This window comes from Duganella violaceipulchra (genome assembly GCF_019166075.1).
Taxonomy (GTDB): domain Bacteria; phylum Pseudomonadota; class Gammaproteobacteria; order Burkholderiales; family Burkholderiaceae_D; genus Rugamonas; species Rugamonas violaceipulchra.
Genome location: NZ_JAHTGR010000001.1, coordinates 471324 through 490991, shown reverse-complemented (window position 1 = coordinate 490991; position 19668 = coordinate 471324). Strand labels below are relative to the sequence as shown.

The following is a 19668-nucleotide window of genomic DNA, read 5'->3' as shown; positions in this document are numbered from 1 at the left end:
GTTTGGGCTTGGCGGGAGCGAGTTTTTTATCGGTGCCGCTGATAGGGTGTGCCTCCCGCAGCACGGTGCAACACAACACGGCCGCCGCGCCGAAACCGGCGCCGCATCCGGTCACGTCCGGCGGCGCGGCTGGCGCCGTGGCTCAGGCCAGGCCGGCCGCCAGCATGCCGCGCGCCACCGTGCCTTCCGGCTTCGGCGAGCTGGAACCACCACCGGACATCTTCGACGCGCAAGCGCTGGACCTGGAGTTCTGGCTCAAGCCGCGCACCATCGACGTGGTGCGACCAGCCTCGGGCGAGCGCGCCAAACTGCTGTACTGGAAGGACGGCGAGATCATCGATTCGGCCTATCAGGACTTGTGCCACTTGCTGCGCGACGTCAACGGCAAGGAAACCGCGCCCATCGATCCCAAGCTGTTTGAAACGCTGTGGGGCACGCAAGCTTTCGTGGCGCGCTACGGCATCGAGACGCCGCTGGAAATCTTATCCGGCTACCGCACCCCGGCCTCGAACCAGAAGCTGCGCGAAGCCGGCGTGCCGGCCGCGCGCCAGTCGCTGCACATCGAAGGCCGCGCCGCCGACATCCGCCTGGCCAGCCTGAACTCCGAAGTCTTGGGCGGCCTGGTCAAGAGCTTCCGCCAGGGCGGCGTGGGCTTCTACTACCGCGCCGGTCCGCGCGGCGGCTGGATCCACGCGGATACCGGTCTCAAGCGCACCTGGAAGGGCTGAGCTTCACTCGTAAAAATACGAGTGATAGACAGTCGGCTTCAGTTCGGCCTCGCGGTCGCGGTCTATGCTTTGCGGATCGACCGGCCGCTCCCAAAAAATGCGCCATCCCAGCTGCTGGTCGCGCCGCACTTCCGGGTGCTGGCGCAGGTAGTCGTTTAGAAAACGGGTGAACTCGGACTCGTATTCCAGGCGTCCGGGGCCATAGGGGTATTTATATTTCATGGGGTAATCCTCCCTTCGATTAAACTGGCGGCTTAGTAAGCAACTTCGCAAGCAAAACAGGACGACTATGCAAGACGATGACAAGCCTGCGCCACCGCGTTTCCGTCCGGTGCCGTGGAGCGGGCTGGAAACCCCGGCCGATGTGGAACTGTGGATAGCCGAGCACGATCTCAGCCTGCAGGAACATATCGCCAAGAATGAAACCGGCTACGGCGTCTGCTTCAGGCTGGCCGAGGGCGGCGAGATCTATATGCAGACCACGCAGGACGGCGCCTTGATCCTCGATGTTACGCCCGATGCGGAATGGGTGGCGCCACTGATCATGGCGGCCGCGCGCGTGGATGAGGCGCCGCAGGGCCGGCTGTGGGTGCTGCCGGACGATAAACTGGTACAGTTGATGATAGGACTGAGCGGCCTGATCGCCAGTTCCATCCTGGTCGTGGGCCATGATTTCGGCCTGCGCCGCCGCATGGGCGCCTGGTAGCGCCTGCCATTTTTACAAGGAACTCCATGCATAAACGTGATTTCACTTTCAGGCTGGCGCACGGCGCGCTGTTGGCGTTGACGTTGGCGGCCGTCGCCGTGCCGGCCGCGGCGGCCGACCTGCTGGCCACGGTCAAGGCACGCGGCGCGCTCAAGGTGGCGTTGGAGGGCACGTATCCGCCGTTCAACTACAAAGACCAGAAGAGCGGCGAACTGGCCGGCTACGACGTCGATGTGGCGCGCCTGCTGGCCGGCAAGCTGGGCGTGAAAGTGGAATTCGTCAGCAGTGAGTGGGCCAGCATCCTGGCCGGACTGTCGGCCAATAAATACGATGTGATCATTTCGCAGGTCGGCATCAATCCCAAGCGCGAACTGGCGTTCGATTTTTCGGCGCCGTATATCTACTCGATGCCGCAGCTGATCGTGCGCAAGGACGAGCAGGCCAGCTATAAGACGCTGGCCGACTTGAAAGGCAAGAAGCTGGGCGTGGGGCAGGGCAGCGTCTACGAGCAGCAGGCCAAGGCGGTGCCGGGCATCGAGGTGCGCAGCTACGCGGCGGCGCCCGACACCATGTCCGACCTGGCCAGCGGCCGCCTCGACGCGGCGCTCAACGACAGCCTGATGTCGGCCTACCTGCTGAAAATTTCCAGGCTGCCGATCAAGGCCGGCGCGCAGGTGGGCGCGGTCGAGCGCATGGGCATCCCCTTCCAGAAGGGCAACCCGGAGTTCAAGCAAGCGCTGAACAAGGCGCTGGCCGACGCCGCCGCCGATGGCAGCCTGAAAGCGATCTCGCTGAAATGGTTCGGCACTGACGTCAGCAAGGCGCCCTGAGCATGGACTGGCAGGGGCTGCTGGAGCTGCAAGGGTTGTTGTTAGAGGCCGCGCCGGTCATGCTGCGCGGCGCCGGCTATACGGTGATCTTCGCCATGGCTTCGATGCTGGGCGGGCTGCTGATCGGCTTCCCGGTCGCGGTGCTGCGCATCCTGCCTTACCGCGTGTTGCGCTGGCCGGCCAGCGTGTATGTCAGCCTGATGCGCGGCACGCCGCTGCTGGTGCAGATGTTCGTCATCTATTACGGCCTGCCCAGCATCGGCGTCGAATTCACGCCGGTGACGGCCGGCATCCTCGCGCTGAGCCTGAACGCCGGCGCCTTCCTGTCCGAAAGCCTGCGCGGCGCCATCAGCGCGGTCAACAAGGGGCAGTGGGAGGCCAGCTTCAGCCTGGGACTGGGCTACTGGCCCACGCTGTACCACGTGGTGCTGCCGCAGGCGCTGCGCATCGCGGTGCCGGCCATGAGCAATACGCTGATCAGCCTGATCAAGGATACCTCGCTGGTCTCGGTCATCACCATGACCGAACTGATGTTGTCGACCAAGGAAGTGATCGCGACCACCTTCCGGCCGCTGCCGCTGTACCTGGCCGCCGCCCTCATCTATTGGGCCCTGAGCCTGCTGTTTGAAGCGCTGCAACGGCGCGCAGAACAACGCTTGAACCGCGCGCACCGATAAGGCGTCGCCGTTCGCTCGACAGTGCGCGGCTTAAATGCTAGTCTGAATACCTACGCAAAGGGGTGGTATGGAGAAGCCTACGCACAATACCGAATTGCATGGCGGCCGGCAGCCTATCTCCGCGGCCCGCATCGACGGGCTCACCAGCATGGCTATCATGGACGAAGGCGCGGCGATGGAGCCGTTCGCCGAATTGCCCACGGCCGACGAGCTCAGTGCCGAGCAAGCCTATTTCAACGATGTCTACCTGTTGGCGCCGGTCGGCTATTTCGTGCTCGGCTTCGACACCACCATCCTGCAGATGAATGTGGTGGCGGCCGACCTGCTGGGCCTGCCGCGCAACAACCCGGCCAAGGTGCCGCTGCGGCAGTTTATCGCGCCCCGTTTCCATGACGATTTCGACCGCTTCGTGCGGCATGCGCTCAACAGCCAGCATCCCGAGCACTGCTCGCTGCAGATGACGCGCGCGCGCAACCAGCAAGGCTTCCCGGTCACCCTGCGCGCCAGCGCCGACAGCAGCGGCCAGGCGATCCGGGTGGTGCTGGAGCTGGCCGAGGGCAAGCTGGCGGCGCTGGAGCGCAGCGAGGAACGCTTCCGCCGCATCGTCCACAGCGCCGAGGAGGGCATCTGGGAAATCGACGCCGCCGCCCGCACCAGCTTTGTCAATCCCAAGATGGCGCACATGCTGGGCTACGGCGTCGAGGAAATGCTGGACCAGCCGCTGGTGGGCTTCATGGACGACGAAGGCCGCGCCATCCTGGAGCGCAATATCGCGCGCCGCCAGCAGGGCCTGGCCGAGCGCCACGAATTCAAGTTCCTGCGCAAGGATGGCAGCGAACTGTGGGCCACGCTGGCCACCAACCCCATCTTCGACGCCGAGGGCGTCTACCTGGGCGCGCTGGCGCTGGTGACCGACATCACCGACAACCGCGCGACCACCGAGCGCATCTGGCACCAGGCCAATTTCGACGATTTGACGGAACTGCCCAACCGCCATATGTTCCAGGACCGGCTGGGACAGGAGCTCAAGAAGGCGCAGCGCGAGGGCCTGCAGCTGGCGCTGCTGTTCATCGACCTGGACGGCTTCAAGCAGGTCAACGACAGCCTCGGCCATGCGCACGGCGACACCCTGCTGGTGGAGGCTGCGCGCCGCATCGGCGCCTGCGTGCGCGGCTCGGACACGGTGGCGCGGCTGGGCGGCGACGAATTCACCGTGATCCTGTCCGGCATCGAGCAGGCCGCCGGCATCGAGCGCATCACGCAGACCATGCTGGCGCTGCTGAACCGGCCGTTCGCGCTGGGCGCGGCCAATCCGTCGATCTCGGCCAGCATCGGCATCGCCCTGTATCCGTCGGACGCGGTGGCGCCGGAAGACTTGCTGCGCCATGCCGACCAGGCCATGTACGCGGCCAAGGAATCGGGCCGCAACCGCTACAGCTACTTCACGGCCGACCTGCAGCTGGCGGCGCAGGCGCGCCAGCAGGTCACGCTGGACTTGCGCTCGGCGCTGGCGGAGCGGCAGTTCGAGCTGCACTTCCAGCCCATCGTCAACCTGCAGACCGGCACCATCGAGCGGGCCGAGGCGCTGCTGCGCTGGCGCCATCCGCAGCGCGGCCTGCTGGCCCCGGCCGAGTTCCTGGCCCATGCCGAGGCCGGCGGACTGATGATGGAGATCGGCGACTGGGTGTTCCGTCAGGCGGCTCTGCAGGCGCGCCGCTGGCAGGACGAGCTGGGGCCGGGCTTCCAGGTCAGCATCAACCAGTCGGCGGCGCAGTTCCGCGGCGACACCGCGCTGTACGTCGGCTGGCTCAACTACGCGGCCGAGCTGCAGCTGGCGCCGCGCAGCATCGTCATCGAGATCACCGAGGGGGTGCTGATGGACGGCATGGCCAAGGTGGCCGACCGCCTGCGCGAGCTGCGCGAGATGGGCTTGCAGGTGGCGCTGGACAACTTCGGCACCGGCTATTCCTCGCTGTCGCACCTGAAGCACTTCGGCATCGACCTGCTCAAGCTGGACCACAGCTTCATCCAGCACCTGGCGGTCGACAGCGGCGACCTGGCGATGTGCGAGGCGTTGATCGTCATGGCCCACAAGCTGGGCCTGCGGGTGGTGGCGGAAGGGGTGGAGACGGCGGCCCAGAGCGCCTTGCTGGCGCTGGCCGGCTGCGACTATGCGCAGGGCTTTGTGTATGCGCAAGCCTTGCCGGCCGAGCAGTTGACCGAACTGGCCAGGCGCGGGCTGCCGCGGCTGGTGGTGGAGTGACGCCGGAGCGGCCCGCCTAGCGCAGGCTCAGTAGCGAGATCACGCGCTCGCGGCTGATGCCCGCCAGCGCCGAGGTGATCGACAGCAGCGACTGATAGCCGGGCTGCTTGGCGGTCGAGACGAAATTCTGCGCCACCTGGTCCATGCCGTCGGTGGTGTCGCTGGGCGTGGCGCTCTGGACCCGCGCGCTGACCTGGTTGAGCGCGGTGTGCACCGAAGCGATCGCCTGCTCCACCTGCGCCAGCGCCTGCAGCACTTGCTGCAAGGTGGCGCGGATCGATTCCATGTCCGAGGTTTGCCAGCTGTCGGGATCGACGGCTGGCGCTTCGGCCTCGGCCTTCACGCGGTTCAGCTGGCCGGTCGGGAAGCGGATGCCGCCGCCCTGCACGGCGATGGTGTCGCGGATATTGGCCCACGACGATTCGGCGGTGGTGAATTCCAGCTGGCCTTCCTCGTTGAGGTCGGCGCGCACGCCGCTGGGCGCCAGCGCGTCGTCGAAGCGCTGGGCGATTTCCTCGTCCGACAGGCCCGGTTCCAGCACCACCGAGCGCAGGTTCTGGCCGCCGCCCAGCGAGATCGCCAGCACTTCGCGGCCGCCGGTGCGCAGGTTGCCGATGTTCATGCCGCGCACCGTGAAGCGGGTGCTGCTGGTCTTGTTGCTGAATTTGAGGCGGGCGTCCAGGGTGCCGCCCGAGGCCGCGCTGCGGTTGCGCCAGCTGTTGCTGAACTGGCGCACGCGCGCGTCCAGGCTGCCGTCGGCGCGCTGGCGGTTGGCCAGGCGGGCGCTGAGGTCGGCCTTCAGGTTGCGCAGCTGGGCCGCGCTCTGTTCGAGGAAGTCGAGCGCCTGCTGGGCGCCGGAGATGTCGCCCTGCAGCGGCTGGTCCCAGTTGTTCAGGCCGCGGCGCAGCGGCGCCGCCGAGGTCGGTGTCGGCGTGACCGGCGTGGCCGTGGCTGCGTTCTCGCCATGCAGCCCCAGGGAGGTGCCGTCCACCGCGCTGGCATTGCTGGCGTTGCCAGGAACAATGACGGTGGGTGTGGAGTTGGGCGAGATTTGCATACGATGCTCAGTCTGGAGTTACAGGATGTTGAACAGCGATAGGTTGCTGATCTTGGAATAGGCCTTGTACGACGATTGCAAGGCCAGATTATAGCCGTTCAACTGGGTCGCGGCGTCGCCGTAGTCCAACTGTCCCAGGTCCAGCATCGCCGTCTTGTTCGACTGGCTGACGTTGGCGTGGTTGCCGTCCAGCGTGGCGAGGATGTTCTGGGCGCCGCCCAGGTCGGCGATCTTGCCGGCCACCAGGTCCAGCGCGCTGCTGGCGCCGTCCATATTGGCGCCCAGCGCCGCCGTCAGCGAGGGCGAGCCCACGGTCAGCGTCGGCGAGGCCAGTTCGGCGATGGTCGCGTCCATCTGGTTGAGCAGGTCATCGACGCCCTTGACGTCGACGTTGGCGGTTTGCGTGATGCCGTTGCCGACCACGGTCTTCTGCTGGTTCTGGTTGCCGGTGAAGCTGTAGCGCGAACCGATGGGCGCGGCCGGGTCGAAGCTGATGGCCGGCGTGTTGGTCTGGGTGCCCGAGAAGATGTAGCGGCCTTCCTGGTCTTTTTCGTTGGCGCTGTAGAAGATACTGTCGCGCAGCGCGGTCATCGGGTTGACCATGGCCTTCAGGTCGTTCGGCGTGTTGCTGCCGTCCGAGGCCCAGACCAGCAGGTCGTGGCTCTGGGTGATGTCGTTGACCATACTCTGCAGGTAGGTTTCGTTGGTCGTCAGGCGGATCTTGACGGCCGCGATGTTGTCGCGGTACTGGCCGACGATGGCTTCCTCGCGCGTCAGGCGCGACAGCCGCACATTGGTGACCGGATCGTCCGACGGCAGCTGGATCTTGTTGCCGGACGCCATTTGGGCGGTGATCTGGGCCAGATGGCTCTGGTTGTCTTGCAGGCCGCGGTTCATGGTGGCCTGGAACTGACTGGTGGCGATGCGCATGCAGGCTCTCCTTAACCGAACATTTTCAAGGTGGCGTCAAACAGCGTGTTGGCGACCGCGATCACCTTCATGTTGGCTTGATACATATTCTGGAACTCGACCAGGTTGATCGCTTCCTCGTCGGTGTTGACCGCGCTGGTCGACTTCCAGTCGTCCTCGGACTGCTGGCGCACCGTGGTGGCGGTGGTCATCTGCGCCTGGTTTTGCGCGCTGTCGATGCCCAGCTTGCCCACCAGCTGGGTGTCGGCATCGCCCAGCAGCACGTTGCCCAGCGTGGTCAGGGTGATAGGCTGGCCCTTGATGGCCACCAGTTGCTGCAGGTTGCCGCTGTCGCCCGGCGTGCCGTCGCTGGAGAAGGCCAGGTCGCTGGAGGTGAAGCCGGCGGTCACTTGCAGCAGGCCGGTGGCGCTGGTCGGATTGAACACCAGCAGCGGCGTGCCGGGAACGCCGGGACTGGTCAAGCCGGCCGCCAGCTGGGTGTTGATCTTGCCCGACATCTGCTCGGCGATCTCGGCGATCGATTTTTGCAGCGGCTTCAGGGTGTTTTCCTGATAGAACGCCAGGCCGCCCAGCTGGCCGCCGACCTTGGTGTCGTCCAGCTTGAAGGTGGTGTTGGCAAAGCTCAGGTTGAGCTGCTGCACGCCGCTGCTGGTGTCGAAGCCCAGCTTGGCTGACAGGTTGCTGACCACCAGCGGCTGGCCGCTCTTGAGCGAGACGCTGGCGGTGCCGTCCGGATTGTTGATGACTTCCACCGCGACCTGCGAGGCGACGCTGTCGATCAGCTGTTCGCGCTGGTCGATCAGCGGCGAGGTGTTGGCGCCGTTGGCGCCGGTGGAGATGATTTGCTGGTTCAGCGCGGCGATGCTGACCAGCGACTGATTCAGTCCCGGCAGGATGGCGGAGCGCTGTTGTTGCACCGAGATCAGCTGGTTGGCGGTGACGTTGTAGATGCTGTTGAACTGCTGCGACATGGAGTCGGCGGCGGTGATCACCTGCTGGCGCAGCGGGGTCGAGGTCGGATCGACGCCGGCCGCATTGAGCGCCTTGAAGAAGTTGTCGATGCCATAACTGAGGCTGGATTTGTCATCGCTCATGACTTTTTCCATCTGCGTCAGGTAAGGCTGGGTCTGGGTATGCTGGCCCAGGTCGGACGCCGCGCGCCACATCTGCTGGGATTTATACGAGTCGCTGAAACGCAGCAAGGAACCCACTTGCACGCCATTGCCGGGGCTCTTGGCGCCGCCGCCGTTCACCAGCGTCTGCAGCAGCACGCCCTGGCGGGTGTAACCCTTGGTTTGCGAGTTGGCGATGTTCTGGCTGACCGTGTTCAGGGCAGCCTGGGCGGCCAGGGCGCCGGACAGTGCGTTGTAAGAGATGCTCATATTGCAAGGGTCTTTCCTGGTGAAGGCCGGAGGACCAGTCGCTTGCAGTGTTTACCCGAGGTCCACTGGTCCGTTAACTGTAAAGGGCGACCGCTTATTGCAGCGGATTAAGCGCGGCGGGAATATTTTGCGGCTCGGCAACACCCGCGGCCGGTGCGGCCGCCGCCTGGCGCGGCAGGCTGGCCCGCATCGCCAGCGGGGCGCTGGCCGGCGGCAACAGCTGGCGCAGGATGGCGTCGGCCACGCCGAAGGCGCGCTGGCCGGCCAGCTGGTCGGCCACCAGGTTGTCGGCCATGTCCAGCATGTCCTCGTTGATCTTGTCCTTGAACACGCTGTCCTCGGAGGACAAGGCGCGGGTGCCGGCGCGCATCTGGTGCAGCATGTGGCCGATGAAGAAGCTCTCGAACTTGACCGCCGCCTCGGTGGCCTTGGCGCGGTACTTGGGATCGACGCCGTCGTCGATGACGGGCGCGGCCACCACCGGCGTCTCGCTGAGCTGGTCGGCCACGCCGAGGCGCATGGTGCTGCCGTCGAATTTGCTGGGGTCGAAGTTCATGGGTGTTCCTTAGATGACGACCAGTTCGCCTTCGATGGCGCCGGCCTGGTCCAGCGCCTGCAGGATCGCCATGATGTCGTCCGGCGAGGCGCCCAGGCTGTTGATGACGTCGATGATCGCTTGCAGCTTGGCGCCGGCCGGCCACTTGAACATCTGGCCCGAGCCCTGGTCGACGCTGACCTGCGACTGCGGCGTGGCCACGGTGTTGCCCTGGGCCAGGGCGTTCGGCTGGCTGACCTTGGTCGATTCGGAAATCACCACCTTCAGCGAGCCGTGGGTGACGGCGGCGGCGCGCACCCGCAGGCCGTCGGCGATCACCACGGTGCCGGTGCGCGAATTGAACACCACCTTGGGCGAATCGTCGCCGACGTCGATCGACAGCGACTCCAGCTTGGCCATGAAGGCCACGCGCTGGGTCGGGTTGGCCGGGGCCACCACGTCGATGCTGGTGGCGTCGGTGGTGGTGGCGATGTCGCCGAAGCGCTTGTTGATGGTGTCGACGATATTGATCGCGGTCTGGAAGTGCGGGTGGCGCAGCGACAGGCGCACGGTCGGCTTGGTGGCGAAATCGCTGGCGATCTCGCGCTCGATCGCGGCGCCGCTCGGGATGCGCCCGGAGGTGGGGGTGTTGACCGTGACCGAGGAGCCGCTCTTGCCGGCGGCGCTGAAGCCGCCCACCACCACATTGCCCTGGGCCAGCGCATACACCTCGTTGTCGGCCGCGCGCAGCGGCGTCAGCAGCAGGGCGCCGCCGCGCAGGCTCTTGGCGTCGCCCATGGACGAGACCACCACGTCGATGTTCTGGCCCTTGCGGTAGCCGGGCGGGAACACCGCCGACACCATCACGGTGGCGACGTTCTTGGACTTGGCGTCGGTGCCGTCGGGCACCTTGACGCCGAACTGCTTGAGCATATTGATCACCGACTGGCTGGCGAACTTGACCTGGGTCGAGTCGCCGCTGCCGTTCAGGCCGACCACCAGGCCGTAGCCGACCAGCGGATTGTCGCGCATGCCTTCGACGGCGACCAGGTTGCGCAGCACTTGCGCGGCGTGCACCGGCGCGACGGCGCCCAGGGCCACGCAAAAGGCCAGCGGCAGGGCCAGCATGCGGTGCAGGGAAGTGAGGCGCGTGCGGAAATTCATGGGTTCACCCTCTCTAAAACGTCGGCCGTTCAAAACGGCATCAGCGGGCCATTGAAGAAGCGCGACAGCCAGCCGGCCGATTGCGTGTCGGCCAGGGTGCCTTGCGCCGAGTAGGCGATGCGGGCGTTGGCGATGCGCAGCGACGACACCTGGTTGTCGGCGTCGATGTCGGCCGCGCGCAGGTAGCCGCGCAGGCGCACGAATTCTTCGCCCTGGTTCAGGGTCAGGGTTTTTTCACCGGCCACGCGCAGCAGGCCGTTCGGCAGCACTTCCTGCACGATCACGGTGATGGCGCCGGTCAGGGCGTTCTGCTGGGTGCTGGTGGCGTCGCCGGCAAAGGTGTTGGAGGCGCCCAGGCCGATCGCGGCCTTGCCGAAGGTCTTGCCCAGCAGGTTGGGGGCGACGATGTTGTCGGCCGAATTCTTGGAATAGCTGGTGCCGGCCTTCTTGCTGGCCTGGGTGGTTTCCTGCAGGTTGACGGTGACCACGTCGCCGACCCGGAAGGCGCGGCTGTCCGAGGTCAGCGACAGGCCCAGGTCGGCGCTGTAGACGCCGCCCGAGCTGCCTTTCGGGCCGACCACGCGCGAGACGCCGGGCGGCTCGTCGGACGGACCGGGCCGCACCGGCGGCGGCTGCAGGGCGGCGCAGCCGGCCAGCAGCGTGGCCACGATGGCCAACGCCGAACGGACAGGCAGCATCGAGCTCATCAGCGCGCCGCCTGCGCCAGGTATTGCAGCATATTGTCGGCGGCCGACAGCACCTTGGTGTTCATCTCGTAGGTGCGCTGGGCGGCGATCATGTCGACCATTTCCTCGACCACCTGCACGTTCGAGCCTTCCAGCGCGCCTTGCTTGAGCTTGCCCCACTGGGCGTCGCCCGGCTTGCCGTCGGTCGGCGTGCCGCTGGACGGGGTTTCCGCGAACAGGTTCTCGCCCAGGGCCAGCAGGCCGGTCGGGTTGATGAAGCTGGTCAGGGTCAGCTGGCCCAGCTGGCTGGCGGTGGTGTTGCCCGCCAGCGTGGCCGAGACCACGCCGTCCTCGCCGATGGTCAGCGAGGTGGCGTTGGCCGGGATGGTGATCTGCGGGATCAGCGGCAGGCCGTGGGCGTTGACCAGGATGCCGTTGGCGTCGACCTGCAACTGGCCGGCGCGGGTGTAGGCGGTTTCGCCGTTGGGCTGGCGCACCGACAGGAAGCCGTTGCCCATCACCGCCAGGTCGAGCTGGTTGCCGGTGGTTTGCAGCGAGCCCTGGCTGAAGACTTTTTGCGTGCCCACCATGTGCACGCCGTTGCCGAGCTGCACGCCGGACGGCGCCAGGGTGTTGTTGTCGGCGCGCTGGGTGCCCGGCTGCTGCTCGATCGAATAGAACAGGTCCTCGAACACCACGCGGTCGCGCTTGAAGCCCACCGTGTTGGCGTTGGCCAGGTTGTTGGCGATGGCTTGCAGTTTTTCGTCCTGCGCCTGCACGCCGGTTTTGCTGATCCACATTGCTGGATTCATGATTTCTCCCTGTTGCTAAAGATGACTAACGTGGACCTGCTCAGCCGCCGACCAGGCGGTTACCGGTTTCGGCCATCGAATCGCTGGCCTTGAACAATTTCATCTGGATTTCAAAGGTGCGGTTCAAGCTCATGGTGGCGACCATTTCCTCCACCGCCGAGACATTGCTGCCCTCCAGGTGGCCGGGCTTGACCACCACGGTGGCGTCGGTCGCCAGCGGCTGGCCGCTGCGCGCCACCAGCAGGCCGGCCTCGTTCTTGGTCAGCTCCGAGGCCTCGGCCTTGACCAGCTTGAGCTTGTCGATGGTCTGCATGGTGGTGGTGCCGGGACTCTGGATCGACACCGTGCCGTCGGCGCCGAGCGCGATCTTGCTGTACTCGGGCAGCGAGATCGGGCCGCCTTCGCCCAGCACCACGTTGCCGTTGATTTTCAAGGTCCCGGTCTCGTCGAGCGTCATCGCGCCGGCGCGGGTGTAGGCCTCGCCGGTCGGTCCCTGCACCGCGAAGAAGCCGTTGCCGTCGATGGCGACGTCGAGCTCGCGGCCGGTGGCCTTGAGCGTGCCCTGGCGGGTCGACACGGCGTTGGCCTGCAGCTGCGACATGTGGCGGTCGTCGTAGCCGTAGCCGTTGACGGTCTGCGCCGACGACAGCTCCATATTGGCGCGGAAGCCGCCGGTTTCGATGTTCGCCAGATTGTTGGCGTGTACCTGCTGGCCGCGCAGGGCCCGTTCGGCCCCGCTCATGGCGGTGTAGATCAGCGCATCCATGGGTCAGCTTGTCCTTACAGCGCTTGCATCAGCGATTGCATCATCTGGCTCTCGGTCTGGATGACCTTGGAGTTCGCCTGGTAGTTGCGTTGCGAGGTCATCAGGCCCACCAGTTCCGAGGTGATGTCCACGTTCGACTGTTCAAGCGAGCTGGTGTTGAGCGAGCCGGTCATGCCGACGCCGGCGAAGTTGACCAGCGGCGTGCCCGAACCCTGCGACTGCACCCAGCTGGTGTCGTCGACCTGGGTCAGCGAGCCCTCGTCGGGGAAGGTGGCCAAGGTCAGCTTGCCGACCGGCTGCTTCTGGCCGTTGCTGTACTTGGCGATCACCGAACCGTCCTTGGCCAGGTCGACCCCGGAGAAGGTGCCGGAGGCGTAGCCGTTGGCGCTGTTGGTCGAGGTGGTGGCCTCGCCGGCGAAATAGGTGGTGCCGGTGTAGTTGATGTTGATCGGGGTCGACGCCATCTTGGCGCCGCTGGTGAAGGCCGGCCACAGCACCGGGTCGCTGGTGTCGAGCGCGCTCAGGTCCAGCGGCAGCGAGCCGTTGGTGGTCAGCGGATCTGGGGCCGGGGTGGTCATCTGGCCGTTGGCCGGGTCGAACACCAGCGCGCCGCTGCCGACCAGGTTGCCGTCCAGTACATAGTTGACCGAGACCGAGCCGGCCGCGGTGGAGCCGAAATACTGGGTCAGCGTGTGCTGGCCGCCCAGCGTATCGTAGATCACGGTGGCCTTGGACATGCTGAAGGTGGACGGGTCGGGCGGCGTGGTCGGGGTGACGGCGCCGGGGAAGGCGGTCACCTTCCAGTCGGCCGACAGGTTGCCGATGTAGTTGACCTTGTCGCTGACCACGGCCGGGATCTGGCCGGTCGGGATCGTGATGTCGCCCTGGGCGCCCGGCTGGGTGCTCGGCGGCGTGATGGTCGCGCCCTGCACCTTGCGGCCGGAGGCGTCGGTCAGGAAGCCCTCCTTGGAGGTGTTGAAGATGCCGACCCGGGTGTAGTTGATGGTGTTGCTGCTGTCCTTGACGATGAAGAAGCCGGCGCCGTTGATCGAGGCGTCCAGCGTGCGGCCGGTGTTGAGGATGCCGCCCGACAGGCCGATGTTCTGGGTGGTCGAGCCGACCTTGACGCCGGTCGGCTGGTCGCCCGCCACCAGCGACGAGAAGTTGGCGCGCGAGGTCTTGTAGCCGTAGGTGCCGGCGTTGGCGATGTTGTGGCTGGTGACGTCCAGCGCTTCGTTAATGGCCTGGATGCCAGACAATGCGATATCGAAACTCATGATGGAGTCCTTTCTTAGAGACTAGATTGAGTGGCGGAAGCGGTGGATTTACCGTTGAAAGCGGTGATGGCGGTCGGCGCGACTTCGCCGATGTTGCCGACATTGAGGACCACGCTGCCGCTGGCGGCCAGGCGTACGCTGTTGAGGCGGCCCTGCAGGTCGATCGGCGGGTTTTCCTTGGTGCTGGTCTCGACCGTCATGCTGTAGCTGCCGGCGGGCAGGCCCAGCGCGGCCGGGTCGATGGCGAACGGCACCGTGCCGGCCGCGGTCGTGCCGAGGTTGACGGTGTGCTTGGCGCCGTCCGAGCCGGTCAGCACCACGCGGGTGGCGGTGCTGGTCGCGGCCAAGGTCATCTGGGCCTTGACCTTGGTGGCGCCGTCGGTGTTCAGTGTGCCGGTCTCGGCCATGACGTCGGAGCCGACCTGGGCGCCCAGGGCCAGCACCTGCATGCTTTGCAGCACGCTGGCGTTGGAACTGGTCAGGCTCGACAGGTTCTGCAGCGATTCGGTCTGCGACAGCTGGGTCAGTTGCTGGACGAACTGGGCCGGATCGGTGGGCGACAGCGGGTCCTGGTTCTTGATCTGCGCCACCAGCAGCTTGGTGAACATGTCCGAGGTCGCGCTGGCGCTGTTGCCGGTGATGTTGTTGCCGGTGCCGGCGGCGGCGCCGCTGCCGCCGTTGTTGAGGAGACTGACTGTCATGGCTTAACCTTCACCGAGTTTGAGGAGGGATTGCTGCATCGTGCGGATGCGGCCCAGTACTTCGACATTGGTCTCGAAGGCGCGCGAGGCCGACATCATGTCGGTCATCTCGGCCACCTGGTTGACGTTGGGGTAGAACACCATGCCGTCGGCGTTGGCCATCGGGTGGCCCGGTTCGTAGACCTTGCGCAGCGGCTCGCTCGATTCGACCACGTCGAGCACCTGCACCTTGCCGCCGGCGCTGCCGATGTCGCCGATGCTGTCGCCCATGACGGCGGCGAACACCGGCTTGCGGGCGCGGTAGGTGTCCGCTTCGGTGCCGGCCACGGAATCGGCGTTGGCCAGGTTGCTGGCGATGGTATTGAGGCGCACCGACTGGGCGGCCATCGCCGAACCGGCGATCTCTGAAATATTCTTGAACGACATGGCGGCGCTCCTTGTTATTGGCCGTTGATGGCTTTGGCCAGGCCCTTGAGGCTCATGTTGACGAAGGTCAGGCTGGTCTGGAAGTCGGAGGCGTTCTGCGAGAACGCCGCCTGCTCGACGCCGATCTCGACCGTGTTGCCGTCGCGGGTGGGGTGGAAGGGCACGCGGTACATCATGGCGCTGTCCTCGTCGCCGCCGATGTCGCCGCTGGCCTCGGCCTGGGCGTTGGCCAGGGTGGCGCCGAAGTCCATGTCGCGCGCCTGGAAGCCGGGCGTGTTTTCATTGGCGATGTTGGAGGCCAGGATGCGGGTGCGCTCGGCCCGCAGATGCAGCGCGTCGGCATGCAGGCCCACTGCGTCTTTGAAATTAATCGCCATGTTCTTCCCCTGTATAAGCATTGCTGTAAAACGATGTTGCATGAGTGAAAACCGCGGGCGCCGGGGTAGAATGACGCTCTGGCGCGGCATGCGCCCGAGACGTTCCGGCTCCCGGCATCATAGTAGAGGTATTGCCCATGTTCAACAAAAGTATTGTAACCGCTTTGAGTGCAATGTTGCTGTTTTGCACTCCATTTTCTGCGGCGGTTTCCGCCCCCGGCCCGACCGCCGCCGAACAGGTGCCGCTGGCGGTGGAGGCGGCCGCGCGCGCCCACGTGCAGCGCTGGGCCGACAGCAGCGGTCTGGTGGAACCGAAATTTGAATTGAACGTGGTGCGCGGCAGCCGGCCGCTGGCCGCATGCAGACAGGCTGTGACGGTCGAAGCGCTCGATACGCGCCTGCCCAGCCGCATGCGTTTCGCCGCCGTCTGCGCCGGCGCCGAAGGCTGGCGATACGAGTTCGTGGTGCGCGCGCAGATCTCGGCGCGGATTGCCGTGTTGGCAATCGATGTGCCATCGGGGAAAGTATTGACCGACGACGACGTGTTGCTGGAGCGCCACGACATCTCCGGCCTGGCCGACAGTGTGTCCGATCCGCAGGAGGTGGTGGGCTTGAGCGCCCGCCGCACGCTGCGCAGCGGCGAGGTGTTGCGCATGGCCTTGCTGGCCGCGCCGATCCTGGTCAAGCGCAACGACGCGGTGCGCATCGTGGCCAGGCGCGAGCAGATCGAGGTCAGCATGGCGGGCGAGGCGCTCGACAGCGGCGCCCGCGGCACCCTGGTGCGGGTGCGCAACGCCAACGGCACCGTGATCCGTGCCAGGGTGACGGGCGCGGCGACGGTGGAACCTGTCGATATGCCCGGGTCCACTAATTCCCCGACGCAGTGAAGGTGCTGGCGCTGCGTTGCAACTGCGCGGCCAGTTTGCTGAGTTTGTCAGCGTAGTTGGGGTCGGTGGCATAGCCGCCTCGCGCCAAGCCTTGGGCGAAGGCGCGGGCGTCGTTGCCGGTGTTGAGCGCGCCCTGGTAGCGCGGATTGGTGGTGAGCATGTCCGCGTAGTCGCGGAAGGCGCTGGCGGTGTCCGGATAGCTGCGGAAGCGTTCCACCTTCTTCAGCATGGCGCCGTGTTCGAATTCCGTGGTGCTGGCGGCCGCGACCGCGCCTTGCCAGCCGCCGCCGGCCTTCAGGCCGAACAGGTTGTTGCTGTCGGCGCCGCCCTGGCGCAGCGGATTGCGGCCCCAGCCCGACTCCAGCGCCGCGTGCGCGGCCACCACGTCGGGCGATACGCCCAGCTTGCCCGCGGTTTCTTCGGCCCAGGGCTTGATCGAGGCCAGGAATTGCTGCAGCAGGTCGGTGTCGGCGCCGCCGTCGATCGCGCCGGCGCCCTGGTGGCGCAGCGCCATGGCTTGCAGGTTCATGGCCGGCGTGCTGGCCGCGGTGGAAGCGGGCGGGGCGCTGAAACCGCCGCCCTGCGCGATGAAGGCGCTGACGTCGTGCTGGACTTGCTGGAAGGTGGCGGCGAAGCCGCCGGACGACGCAACGCCGCCCAGCGCCGCGGCGGGGCGGCTGGCGCTCATGTTCGAGACGGTTGCTGCGGTCGGTGCGGTCGATTGCATCCGGTCAAGCTGGTGCATAAATCTGCTCCTCGCCATGCAGCACGCGCTGCATGATGCTGTACTGTTCTACCAGCAAGTCGCTATTGCGCTTGCCCAGACGTTTGCATTCGATCACCATCTGTTCCAGGGTGGCCCAGTCAGCTTCCATTCTCTCCCGTGCCGCATTTTTCAGCAAGGCAAATGCCTGCGACATGGTCGATGTTGGTCCCAATAAACGTTGTACCAGCGCCACGCGCTGCGTGCGGCGCTCCTGCATCTCGTCGACCACGGTGGAAATCGCCTCGGCCACGGCGGCCAGCTGCGGGCCCTGGTGGCGCACGGCGGCGTCGAATTGCTGTTCCAGCAGGCCGCGCAAGTCGCGATAGGCCAGCAGATCGTCGGCGATGCCGGCCAGCAGCAGGCGCATGGCGTCCTGGCGGGTGGCCGGCGCGGCGCCGGCCGGGTTCAAGGTGCTCACTTCTCGCTCCCGTGGAAGCGCTGTACCAGGCCGGCCAGCTTGGCGGCGTCGAACGGCAGCTCGCCCTTGGCCAGCGCGTCGCGCAGCATGTCGACTTTTTCCTGGTCGATTTCCGGCATCTCGCGCATCGCCTGCAAGGCCGGCTGCAGCACCGCCGATTGCAGGGGCGCCTGCGGCGCCGGCGCGGCGACGGCCTCGGCCGCTTCCGCCGCGGCCGCTTCCGCCACCCGCTGGACGGCGACGCCGTCCGGACTTCCTGTCGAGATTCTCATACGTGTGCCTCTGCTTGGCTTGGTTTCCATACGGTGTGCGTCTTATTTCTTGTGGCGCGGGTCGCGCACCGGGCTGTCGCCGCCGAGCTTGGCGCGCAGTTTTTCCAGCAGGGTGGCGTCCGGTAAGGCGGTGTCGACATCCTGGGTCAGCGCGCTGCTGCTTTCCGGCATGCCGAACATGGTGGCGATCGACTTGGCCTGGGCCGTGGTTAAAATCAGCAACTCGATGCGGCGGTTGACGCCGGCGTCGGCGCGCTTGGTGTCGAGCGGCGCGCGGTCGGCCATGCCGACCACCTGCAGCACCGATTCCGGGTTCATGGTGCCGGCCAGCAGCTGCGAGCGGGCCGACATCGCGCGGTTGGCCGACAAGGTCCAGTTGGAGAAGGCGGCGTAGCTGCGGTCGGCGTATTGCAGCGAATCGGTGTGGCCGACGATCAGCATCTGGTTTTCCATCTGCCGGAACAGCGGCCCCATCTTGCGCAGCAGGGCGCGGAACTTGTCGGTCGGCACAGCCGAACCGCGCACGAACATGCCCTGGCGGTCGGTGTCGTGCAGCATCACGCGCAGGCCGTAGGGGGTGATCACCGATTCCAGGTTGCTGGTCAGGCCGGCCTCGGCGCTCATCTTGGTCAGCGCCTTGGACAGCGCCGCCAGGTCGCTCGGGCTGTCGTACTTGACCTTGGCCGGCTCGACCATGGGCTGCGACTCGCCGGTGACCTTGGTGTGGGCCTCGCCCTTGGCCTTGGCGTCGCCCGGCTCCTCGGTGCTGCCGGTGTGGGGCATCGGGAAACGGTCGATCAGGCTGCCGCGCGGGCCGCCCACCTGCTCGGGCATGACGCCCTTGCCCTGGTCGGTCTTGGCGCCGTCGGCCTCGGTCAGGATCTGCTCCAGCGATTCGAAGTTACGCGCCGCCATCAGCCACAGCACCAGGAACAAACACATCAGCGCCAGGCAGAAGTCGGCGAACGCCACCTTCCAGGCGCCGCCGTGGTCCTCGTGCTTGTGCTTGCCACCGCCGCGCTTGACGATGGTTTGCTCATGGCCCTTGTCATGCGACTTTAGCACCGCGGCCTCCTCTGCGCGAGCTGTCTTCGGCCGGGGCGCTGTCGCGTCCCTCGAGGTCGTTGATCCAGCGTTCCAGCTGGGCGAAGCTCGGCTTGATGTTGAGCGGCACCAGGCGGCGGCCGGCGTCGATCGCCAGCAGCGGCGGCTTGCCGGCCACGTGGGTCACCAGCACCACCTTGACGCATTCCTTGTTCGACGCCTCCTGGTTGACCAGCTGCTTCATCATGTTGGAGATCGGGTCCAGGATGCCGTAGCAGAAGAAGATGCCGATGAAGGTGCCGACCATGGCGGCGCCGACGTGCTCGGCGATCTCGCCCGAGGTCGCGCCTTCGCTGACGGTGTTCATGGTGATCACGATGCCCAGCACGGCGGCCAGAATGCCGAAGCCCGGCATCGCTTCGCCGATCTTGGCCAGCGACTTGGCCGGCTGGTTCAGTTCCTCGTGGATGGCTTCCAGTTCCTGCTCCAGCACGCCTTCCAGCTCGTGCGAGTTGATCTTGCCCATCGCCATCAGGCGGAAGTTGTCGACGATGAAGGCGAGCAGCTTGGGTTCTTCCAGCACCCGCGGGTAGCGCTGGAACAGCGGGCTGTCCTTGGGCGCTTCGACGTGGGCGTCGAGCGCCTTCAGGCCGCCGGCCGCCAGTTGCAGCAGTTCGTACATCAGCAGCAGCAACTGGCGCTGGAATTCGGAGTCGTATTTTTTGCGGAACACGATCTTCTTGATCTGCGTCATGGTCTCCTTGAGCACATGCGACGGATTGCCGATCACCAGCGCGCCGAGACCGGCGCCGGCAATGACGATCAGCTCGATCGGCTGCCAGATCTGATGGAAGGCGCCCCCCATCATGAAGAAGCCACCGAAGACGCTGCCTAAAACTATGAGTATGCCGACTATTTGCTGCATGATGATTCGCCTTTCCGCGTCATTTTTCTAATCTTGCCC

24 protein-coding genes are annotated in these 19668 nt (G+C 66.1%); 6 read left to right on the top strand and 18 right to left on the bottom strand.

Annotation, left to right across the window (positions count from 1 at the left end):
• Positions 1-65: 65 nt before the first annotated feature.
• Positions 66-728: a YcbK family protein gene (locus KVP70_RS02100; RefSeq protein WP_416053837.1), complete on the top strand. Its 663-nt coding sequence runs from the start codon at positions 66-68 to the stop codon at positions 726-728.
• Between the two features lie 3 nt (positions 729-731).
• On the opposite strand, the gene KVP70_RS02095 is transcribed toward KVP70_RS02100, so the two are convergent.
• Positions 732-950, bottom strand: a complete 219-nt coding sequence (locus tag KVP70_RS02095; RefSeq protein WP_217940336.1) for a DUF3460 family protein — start codon at positions 948-950, stop codon at positions 732-734.
• Between the two features lie 67 nt (positions 951-1017).
• On the opposite strand from KVP70_RS02095, the gene KVP70_RS02090 reads away from it, so the two are divergent.
• From KVP70_RS02090 to KVP70_RS02075, 4 genes are all read left to right on the top strand, one after another.
• The gene (locus KVP70_RS02090) at positions 1018-1434 is read left to right on the top strand and encodes a hypothetical protein (RefSeq protein ID WP_217940335.1); all 417 of its coding nucleotides are present in this window, start codon (positions 1018-1020) and stop codon (positions 1432-1434) included.
• Between the two features lie 26 nt (positions 1435-1460).
• Complete coding sequence (locus tag KVP70_RS02085) at positions 1461-2264, top strand: transporter substrate-binding domain-containing protein (protein ID WP_217940334.1); 804 nt, start codon at positions 1461-1463, stop codon at positions 2262-2264.
• Between the two features lie 2 nt (positions 2265-2266).
• On the top strand, positions 2267-2941 hold the full coding sequence (locus KVP70_RS02080) for an amino acid ABC transporter permease (RefSeq protein ID WP_229224523.1): 675 nt from the start codon (positions 2267-2269) through the stop codon (positions 2939-2941).
• A 67-nt stretch (positions 2942-3008) separates the two neighbouring features.
• The gene (locus KVP70_RS02075) at positions 3009-5204 is read left to right on the top strand and encodes a putative bifunctional diguanylate cyclase/phosphodiesterase (protein ID WP_217940333.1); all 2196 of its coding nucleotides are present in this window, start codon (positions 3009-3011) and stop codon (positions 5202-5204) included.
• Between the two features lie 16 nt (positions 5205-5220).
• Here the strand turns inward: KVP70_RS02075 and KVP70_RS02070 are convergent, their stop codons facing one another.
• The 12 genes from KVP70_RS02070 to flgB form a co-directional block, all read right to left on the bottom strand.
• Entirely contained in the window at positions 5221-6261 is a 1041-nt protein-coding gene (locus KVP70_RS02070; RefSeq protein WP_217940332.1) for a hypothetical protein, read from the bottom strand.
• Positions 6262-6279: 18 nt separating this feature from the next.
• On the bottom strand, positions 6280-7191 hold the full coding sequence (flgL, locus tag KVP70_RS02065; protein ID WP_217940331.1) for a flagellar hook-associated protein FlgL: 912 nt from the start codon (positions 7189-7191) through the stop codon (positions 6280-6282).
• A gap of 11 nt (positions 7192-7202) precedes the next feature.
• The gene (gene flgK / locus KVP70_RS02060) at positions 7203-8573 is read right to left on the bottom strand and encodes a flagellar hook-associated protein FlgK (RefSeq protein WP_217940330.1); all 1371 of its coding nucleotides are present in this window, start codon (positions 8571-8573) and stop codon (positions 7203-7205) included.
• A 94-nt stretch (positions 8574-8667) separates the two neighbouring features.
• Positions 8668-9129, bottom strand: a complete 462-nt coding sequence (locus tag KVP70_RS02055) for a rod-binding protein (protein WP_217940329.1) — start codon at positions 9127-9129, stop codon at positions 8668-8670.
• 9 nt (positions 9130-9138) lie between these two features.
• A complete protein-coding gene (locus KVP70_RS02050; RefSeq protein WP_217940328.1) occupies positions 9139-10272 on the bottom strand; it encodes a flagellar basal body P-ring protein FlgI in 1134 nt (377 codons plus the stop codon).
• Positions 10273-10301: 29 nt separating this feature from the next.
• Positions 10302-10979, bottom strand: coding sequence for a flagellar basal body L-ring protein FlgH (flgH, locus tag KVP70_RS02045; RefSeq protein WP_217940327.1), 678 nt, complete (start codon positions 10977-10979; stop codon positions 10302-10304).
• Positions 10979-11770: a flagellar basal-body rod protein FlgG gene (gene flgG / locus KVP70_RS02040; RefSeq protein ID WP_217940326.1), complete on the bottom strand. Its 792-nt coding sequence runs from the start codon at positions 11768-11770 to the stop codon at positions 10979-10981. Before flgG ends, flgH begins: the two co-directional genes overlap by 1 nt.
• A gap of 40 nt (positions 11771-11810) precedes the next feature.
• Positions 11811-12536, bottom strand: coding sequence for a flagellar basal-body rod protein FlgF (flgF, locus tag KVP70_RS02035; RefSeq protein WP_217940325.1), 726 nt, complete (start codon positions 12534-12536; stop codon positions 11811-11813).
• Positions 12537-12550: 14 nt separating this feature from the next.
• A complete protein-coding gene (locus tag KVP70_RS02030) occupies positions 12551-13813 on the bottom strand; it encodes a flagellar hook protein FlgE (RefSeq protein ID WP_217940324.1) in 1263 nt (420 codons plus the stop codon).
• 14 nt (positions 13814-13827) lie between these two features.
• On the bottom strand, positions 13828-14514 hold the full coding sequence (locus KVP70_RS02025) for a flagellar hook capping FlgD N-terminal domain-containing protein (RefSeq protein WP_217940323.1): 687 nt from the start codon (positions 14512-14514) through the stop codon (positions 13828-13830).
• 3 nt (positions 14515-14517) lie between these two features.
• Positions 14518-14940, bottom strand: a complete 423-nt coding sequence (flgC, locus tag KVP70_RS02020; protein ID WP_020702651.1) for a flagellar basal body rod protein FlgC — start codon at positions 14938-14940, stop codon at positions 14518-14520.
• A 14-nt stretch (positions 14941-14954) separates the two neighbouring features.
• Positions 14955-15317 (bottom strand): flagellar basal body rod protein FlgB, encoded by a 363-nt coding sequence (flgB, locus tag KVP70_RS02015; protein ID WP_217940322.1) that lies wholly within the window; start codon positions 15315-15317, stop codon positions 14955-14957.
• 173 nt (positions 15318-15490) lie between these two features.
• Here flgB and flgA point away from each other — a divergent pair, with 173 nt between their 5' ends.
• Positions 15491-16204 (top strand): flagellar basal body P-ring formation chaperone FlgA, encoded by a 714-nt coding sequence (gene flgA, locus KVP70_RS02010; protein ID WP_229224522.1) that lies wholly within the window; start codon positions 15491-15493, stop codon positions 16202-16204.
• Here flgA and KVP70_RS02005 read toward each other — a convergent pair.
• Genes KVP70_RS02005 through motA form a run of 5 tightly spaced genes read right to left on the bottom strand, consistent with a single transcriptional unit; the run spans position 16185 to position 19629 of the window.
• Entirely contained in the window at positions 16185-16949 is a 765-nt protein-coding gene (locus KVP70_RS02005) for a glycoside hydrolase family 73 protein (protein WP_217940321.1), read from the bottom strand. The two genes, flgA and KVP70_RS02005, sit on opposite strands and share 20 nt — an antisense overlap.
• On the bottom strand, positions 16936-17388 hold the full coding sequence (gene flgN, locus KVP70_RS02000) for a flagellar export chaperone FlgN (protein WP_262311676.1): 453 nt from the start codon (positions 17386-17388) through the stop codon (positions 16936-16938). Before flgN ends, KVP70_RS02005 begins: the two co-directional genes overlap by 14 nt.
• Entirely contained in the window at positions 17385-17660 is a 276-nt protein-coding gene (gene flgM / locus KVP70_RS01995) for a flagellar biosynthesis anti-sigma factor FlgM (protein ID WP_217940320.1), read from the bottom strand. The genes flgN and flgM overlap by 4 nt, the downstream gene beginning before the upstream one ends.
• A gap of 42 nt (positions 17661-17702) precedes the next feature.
• Positions 17703-18725, bottom strand: a complete 1023-nt coding sequence (locus KVP70_RS01990) for a flagellar motor protein MotB (protein ID WP_217940319.1) — start codon at positions 18723-18725, stop codon at positions 17703-17705.
• Entirely contained in the window at positions 18709-19629 is a 921-nt protein-coding gene (gene motA / locus KVP70_RS01985; RefSeq protein ID WP_217940318.1) for a flagellar motor stator protein MotA, read from the bottom strand. The genes KVP70_RS01990 and motA overlap by 17 nt, the downstream gene beginning before the upstream one ends.
• Between the last annotated feature and the right edge of the window lie 39 nt (positions 19630-19668).

Coding starts and splice junctions, on each gene's coding strand:
- motA (WP_217940318.1), bottom strand. CDS start 19,629: ATGCAGCAAATAGTCGGCATACTCATAGTTTTAGGCAGCGTCTTCGGT.
- flgL (WP_217940331.1), bottom strand. CDS start 7,191: ATGCGCATCGCCACCAGTCAGTTCCAGGCCACCATGAACCGCGGCCTG.
- KVP70_RS02090 (WP_217940335.1), top strand. CDS start 1,018: ATGCAAGACGATGACAAGCCTGCGCCACCGCGTTTCCGTCCGGTGCCG.
- KVP70_RS02095 (WP_217940336.1), bottom strand. CDS start 950: ATGAAATATAAATACCCCTATGGCCCCGGACGCCTGGAATACGAGTCC.
- flgC (WP_020702651.1), bottom strand. CDS start 14,940: ATGTCGTTCAAGAATATTTCAGAGATCGCCGGTTCGGCGATGGCCGCC.
- KVP70_RS02025 (WP_217940323.1), bottom strand. CDS start 14,514: ATGACAGTCAGTCTCCTCAACAACGGCGGCAGCGGCGCCGCCGCCGGC.
- flgM (WP_217940320.1), bottom strand. CDS start 17,660: ATGAGAATCTCGACAGGAAGTCCGGACGGCGTCGCCGTCCAGCGGGTG.
- KVP70_RS02030 (WP_217940324.1), bottom strand. CDS start 13,813: ATGAGTTTCGATATCGCATTGTCTGGCATCCAGGCCATTAACGAAGCG.
- KVP70_RS02005 (WP_217940321.1), bottom strand. CDS start 16,949: ATGCACCAGCTTGACCGGATGCAATCGACCGCACCGACCGCAGCAACC.
- KVP70_RS02085 (WP_217940334.1), top strand. CDS start 1,461: ATGCATAAACGTGATTTCACTTTCAGGCTGGCGCACGGCGCGCTGTTG.
- KVP70_RS02070 (WP_217940332.1), bottom strand. CDS start 6,261: ATGCAAATCTCGCCCAACTCCACACCCACCGTCATTGTTCCTGGCAAC.
- KVP70_RS02080 (WP_229224523.1), top strand. CDS start 2,267: ATGGACTGGCAGGGGCTGCTGGAGCTGCAAGGGTTGTTGTTAGAGGCC.
- flgB (WP_217940322.1), bottom strand. CDS start 15,317: ATGGCGATTAATTTCAAAGACGCAGTGGGCCTGCATGCCGACGCGCTG.
- KVP70_RS02075 (WP_217940333.1), top strand. CDS start 3,009: ATGGAGAAGCCTACGCACAATACCGAATTGCATGGCGGCCGGCAGCCT.
- flgF (WP_217940325.1), bottom strand. CDS start 12,536: ATGGATGCGCTGATCTACACCGCCATGAGCGGGGCCGAACGGGCCCTG.
- flgG (WP_217940326.1), bottom strand. CDS start 11,770: ATGAATCCAGCAATGTGGATCAGCAAAACCGGCGTGCAGGCGCAGGAC.
- KVP70_RS02050 (WP_217940328.1), bottom strand. CDS start 10,272: ATGAATTTCCGCACGCGCCTCACTTCCCTGCACCGCATGCTGGCCCTG.
- flgH (WP_217940327.1), bottom strand. CDS start 10,979: ATGAGCTCGATGCTGCCTGTCCGTTCGGCGTTGGCCATCGTGGCCACG.
- flgK (WP_217940330.1), bottom strand. CDS start 8,573: ATGAGCATCTCTTACAACGCACTGTCCGGCGCCCTGGCCGCCCAGGCT.
- flgA (WP_229224522.1), top strand. CDS start 15,491: ATGTTGCTGTTTTGCACTCCATTTTCTGCGGCGGTTTCCGCCCCCGGC.
- KVP70_RS02055 (WP_217940329.1), bottom strand. CDS start 9,129: ATGAACTTCGACCCCAGCAAATTCGACGGCAGCACCATGCGCCTCGGC.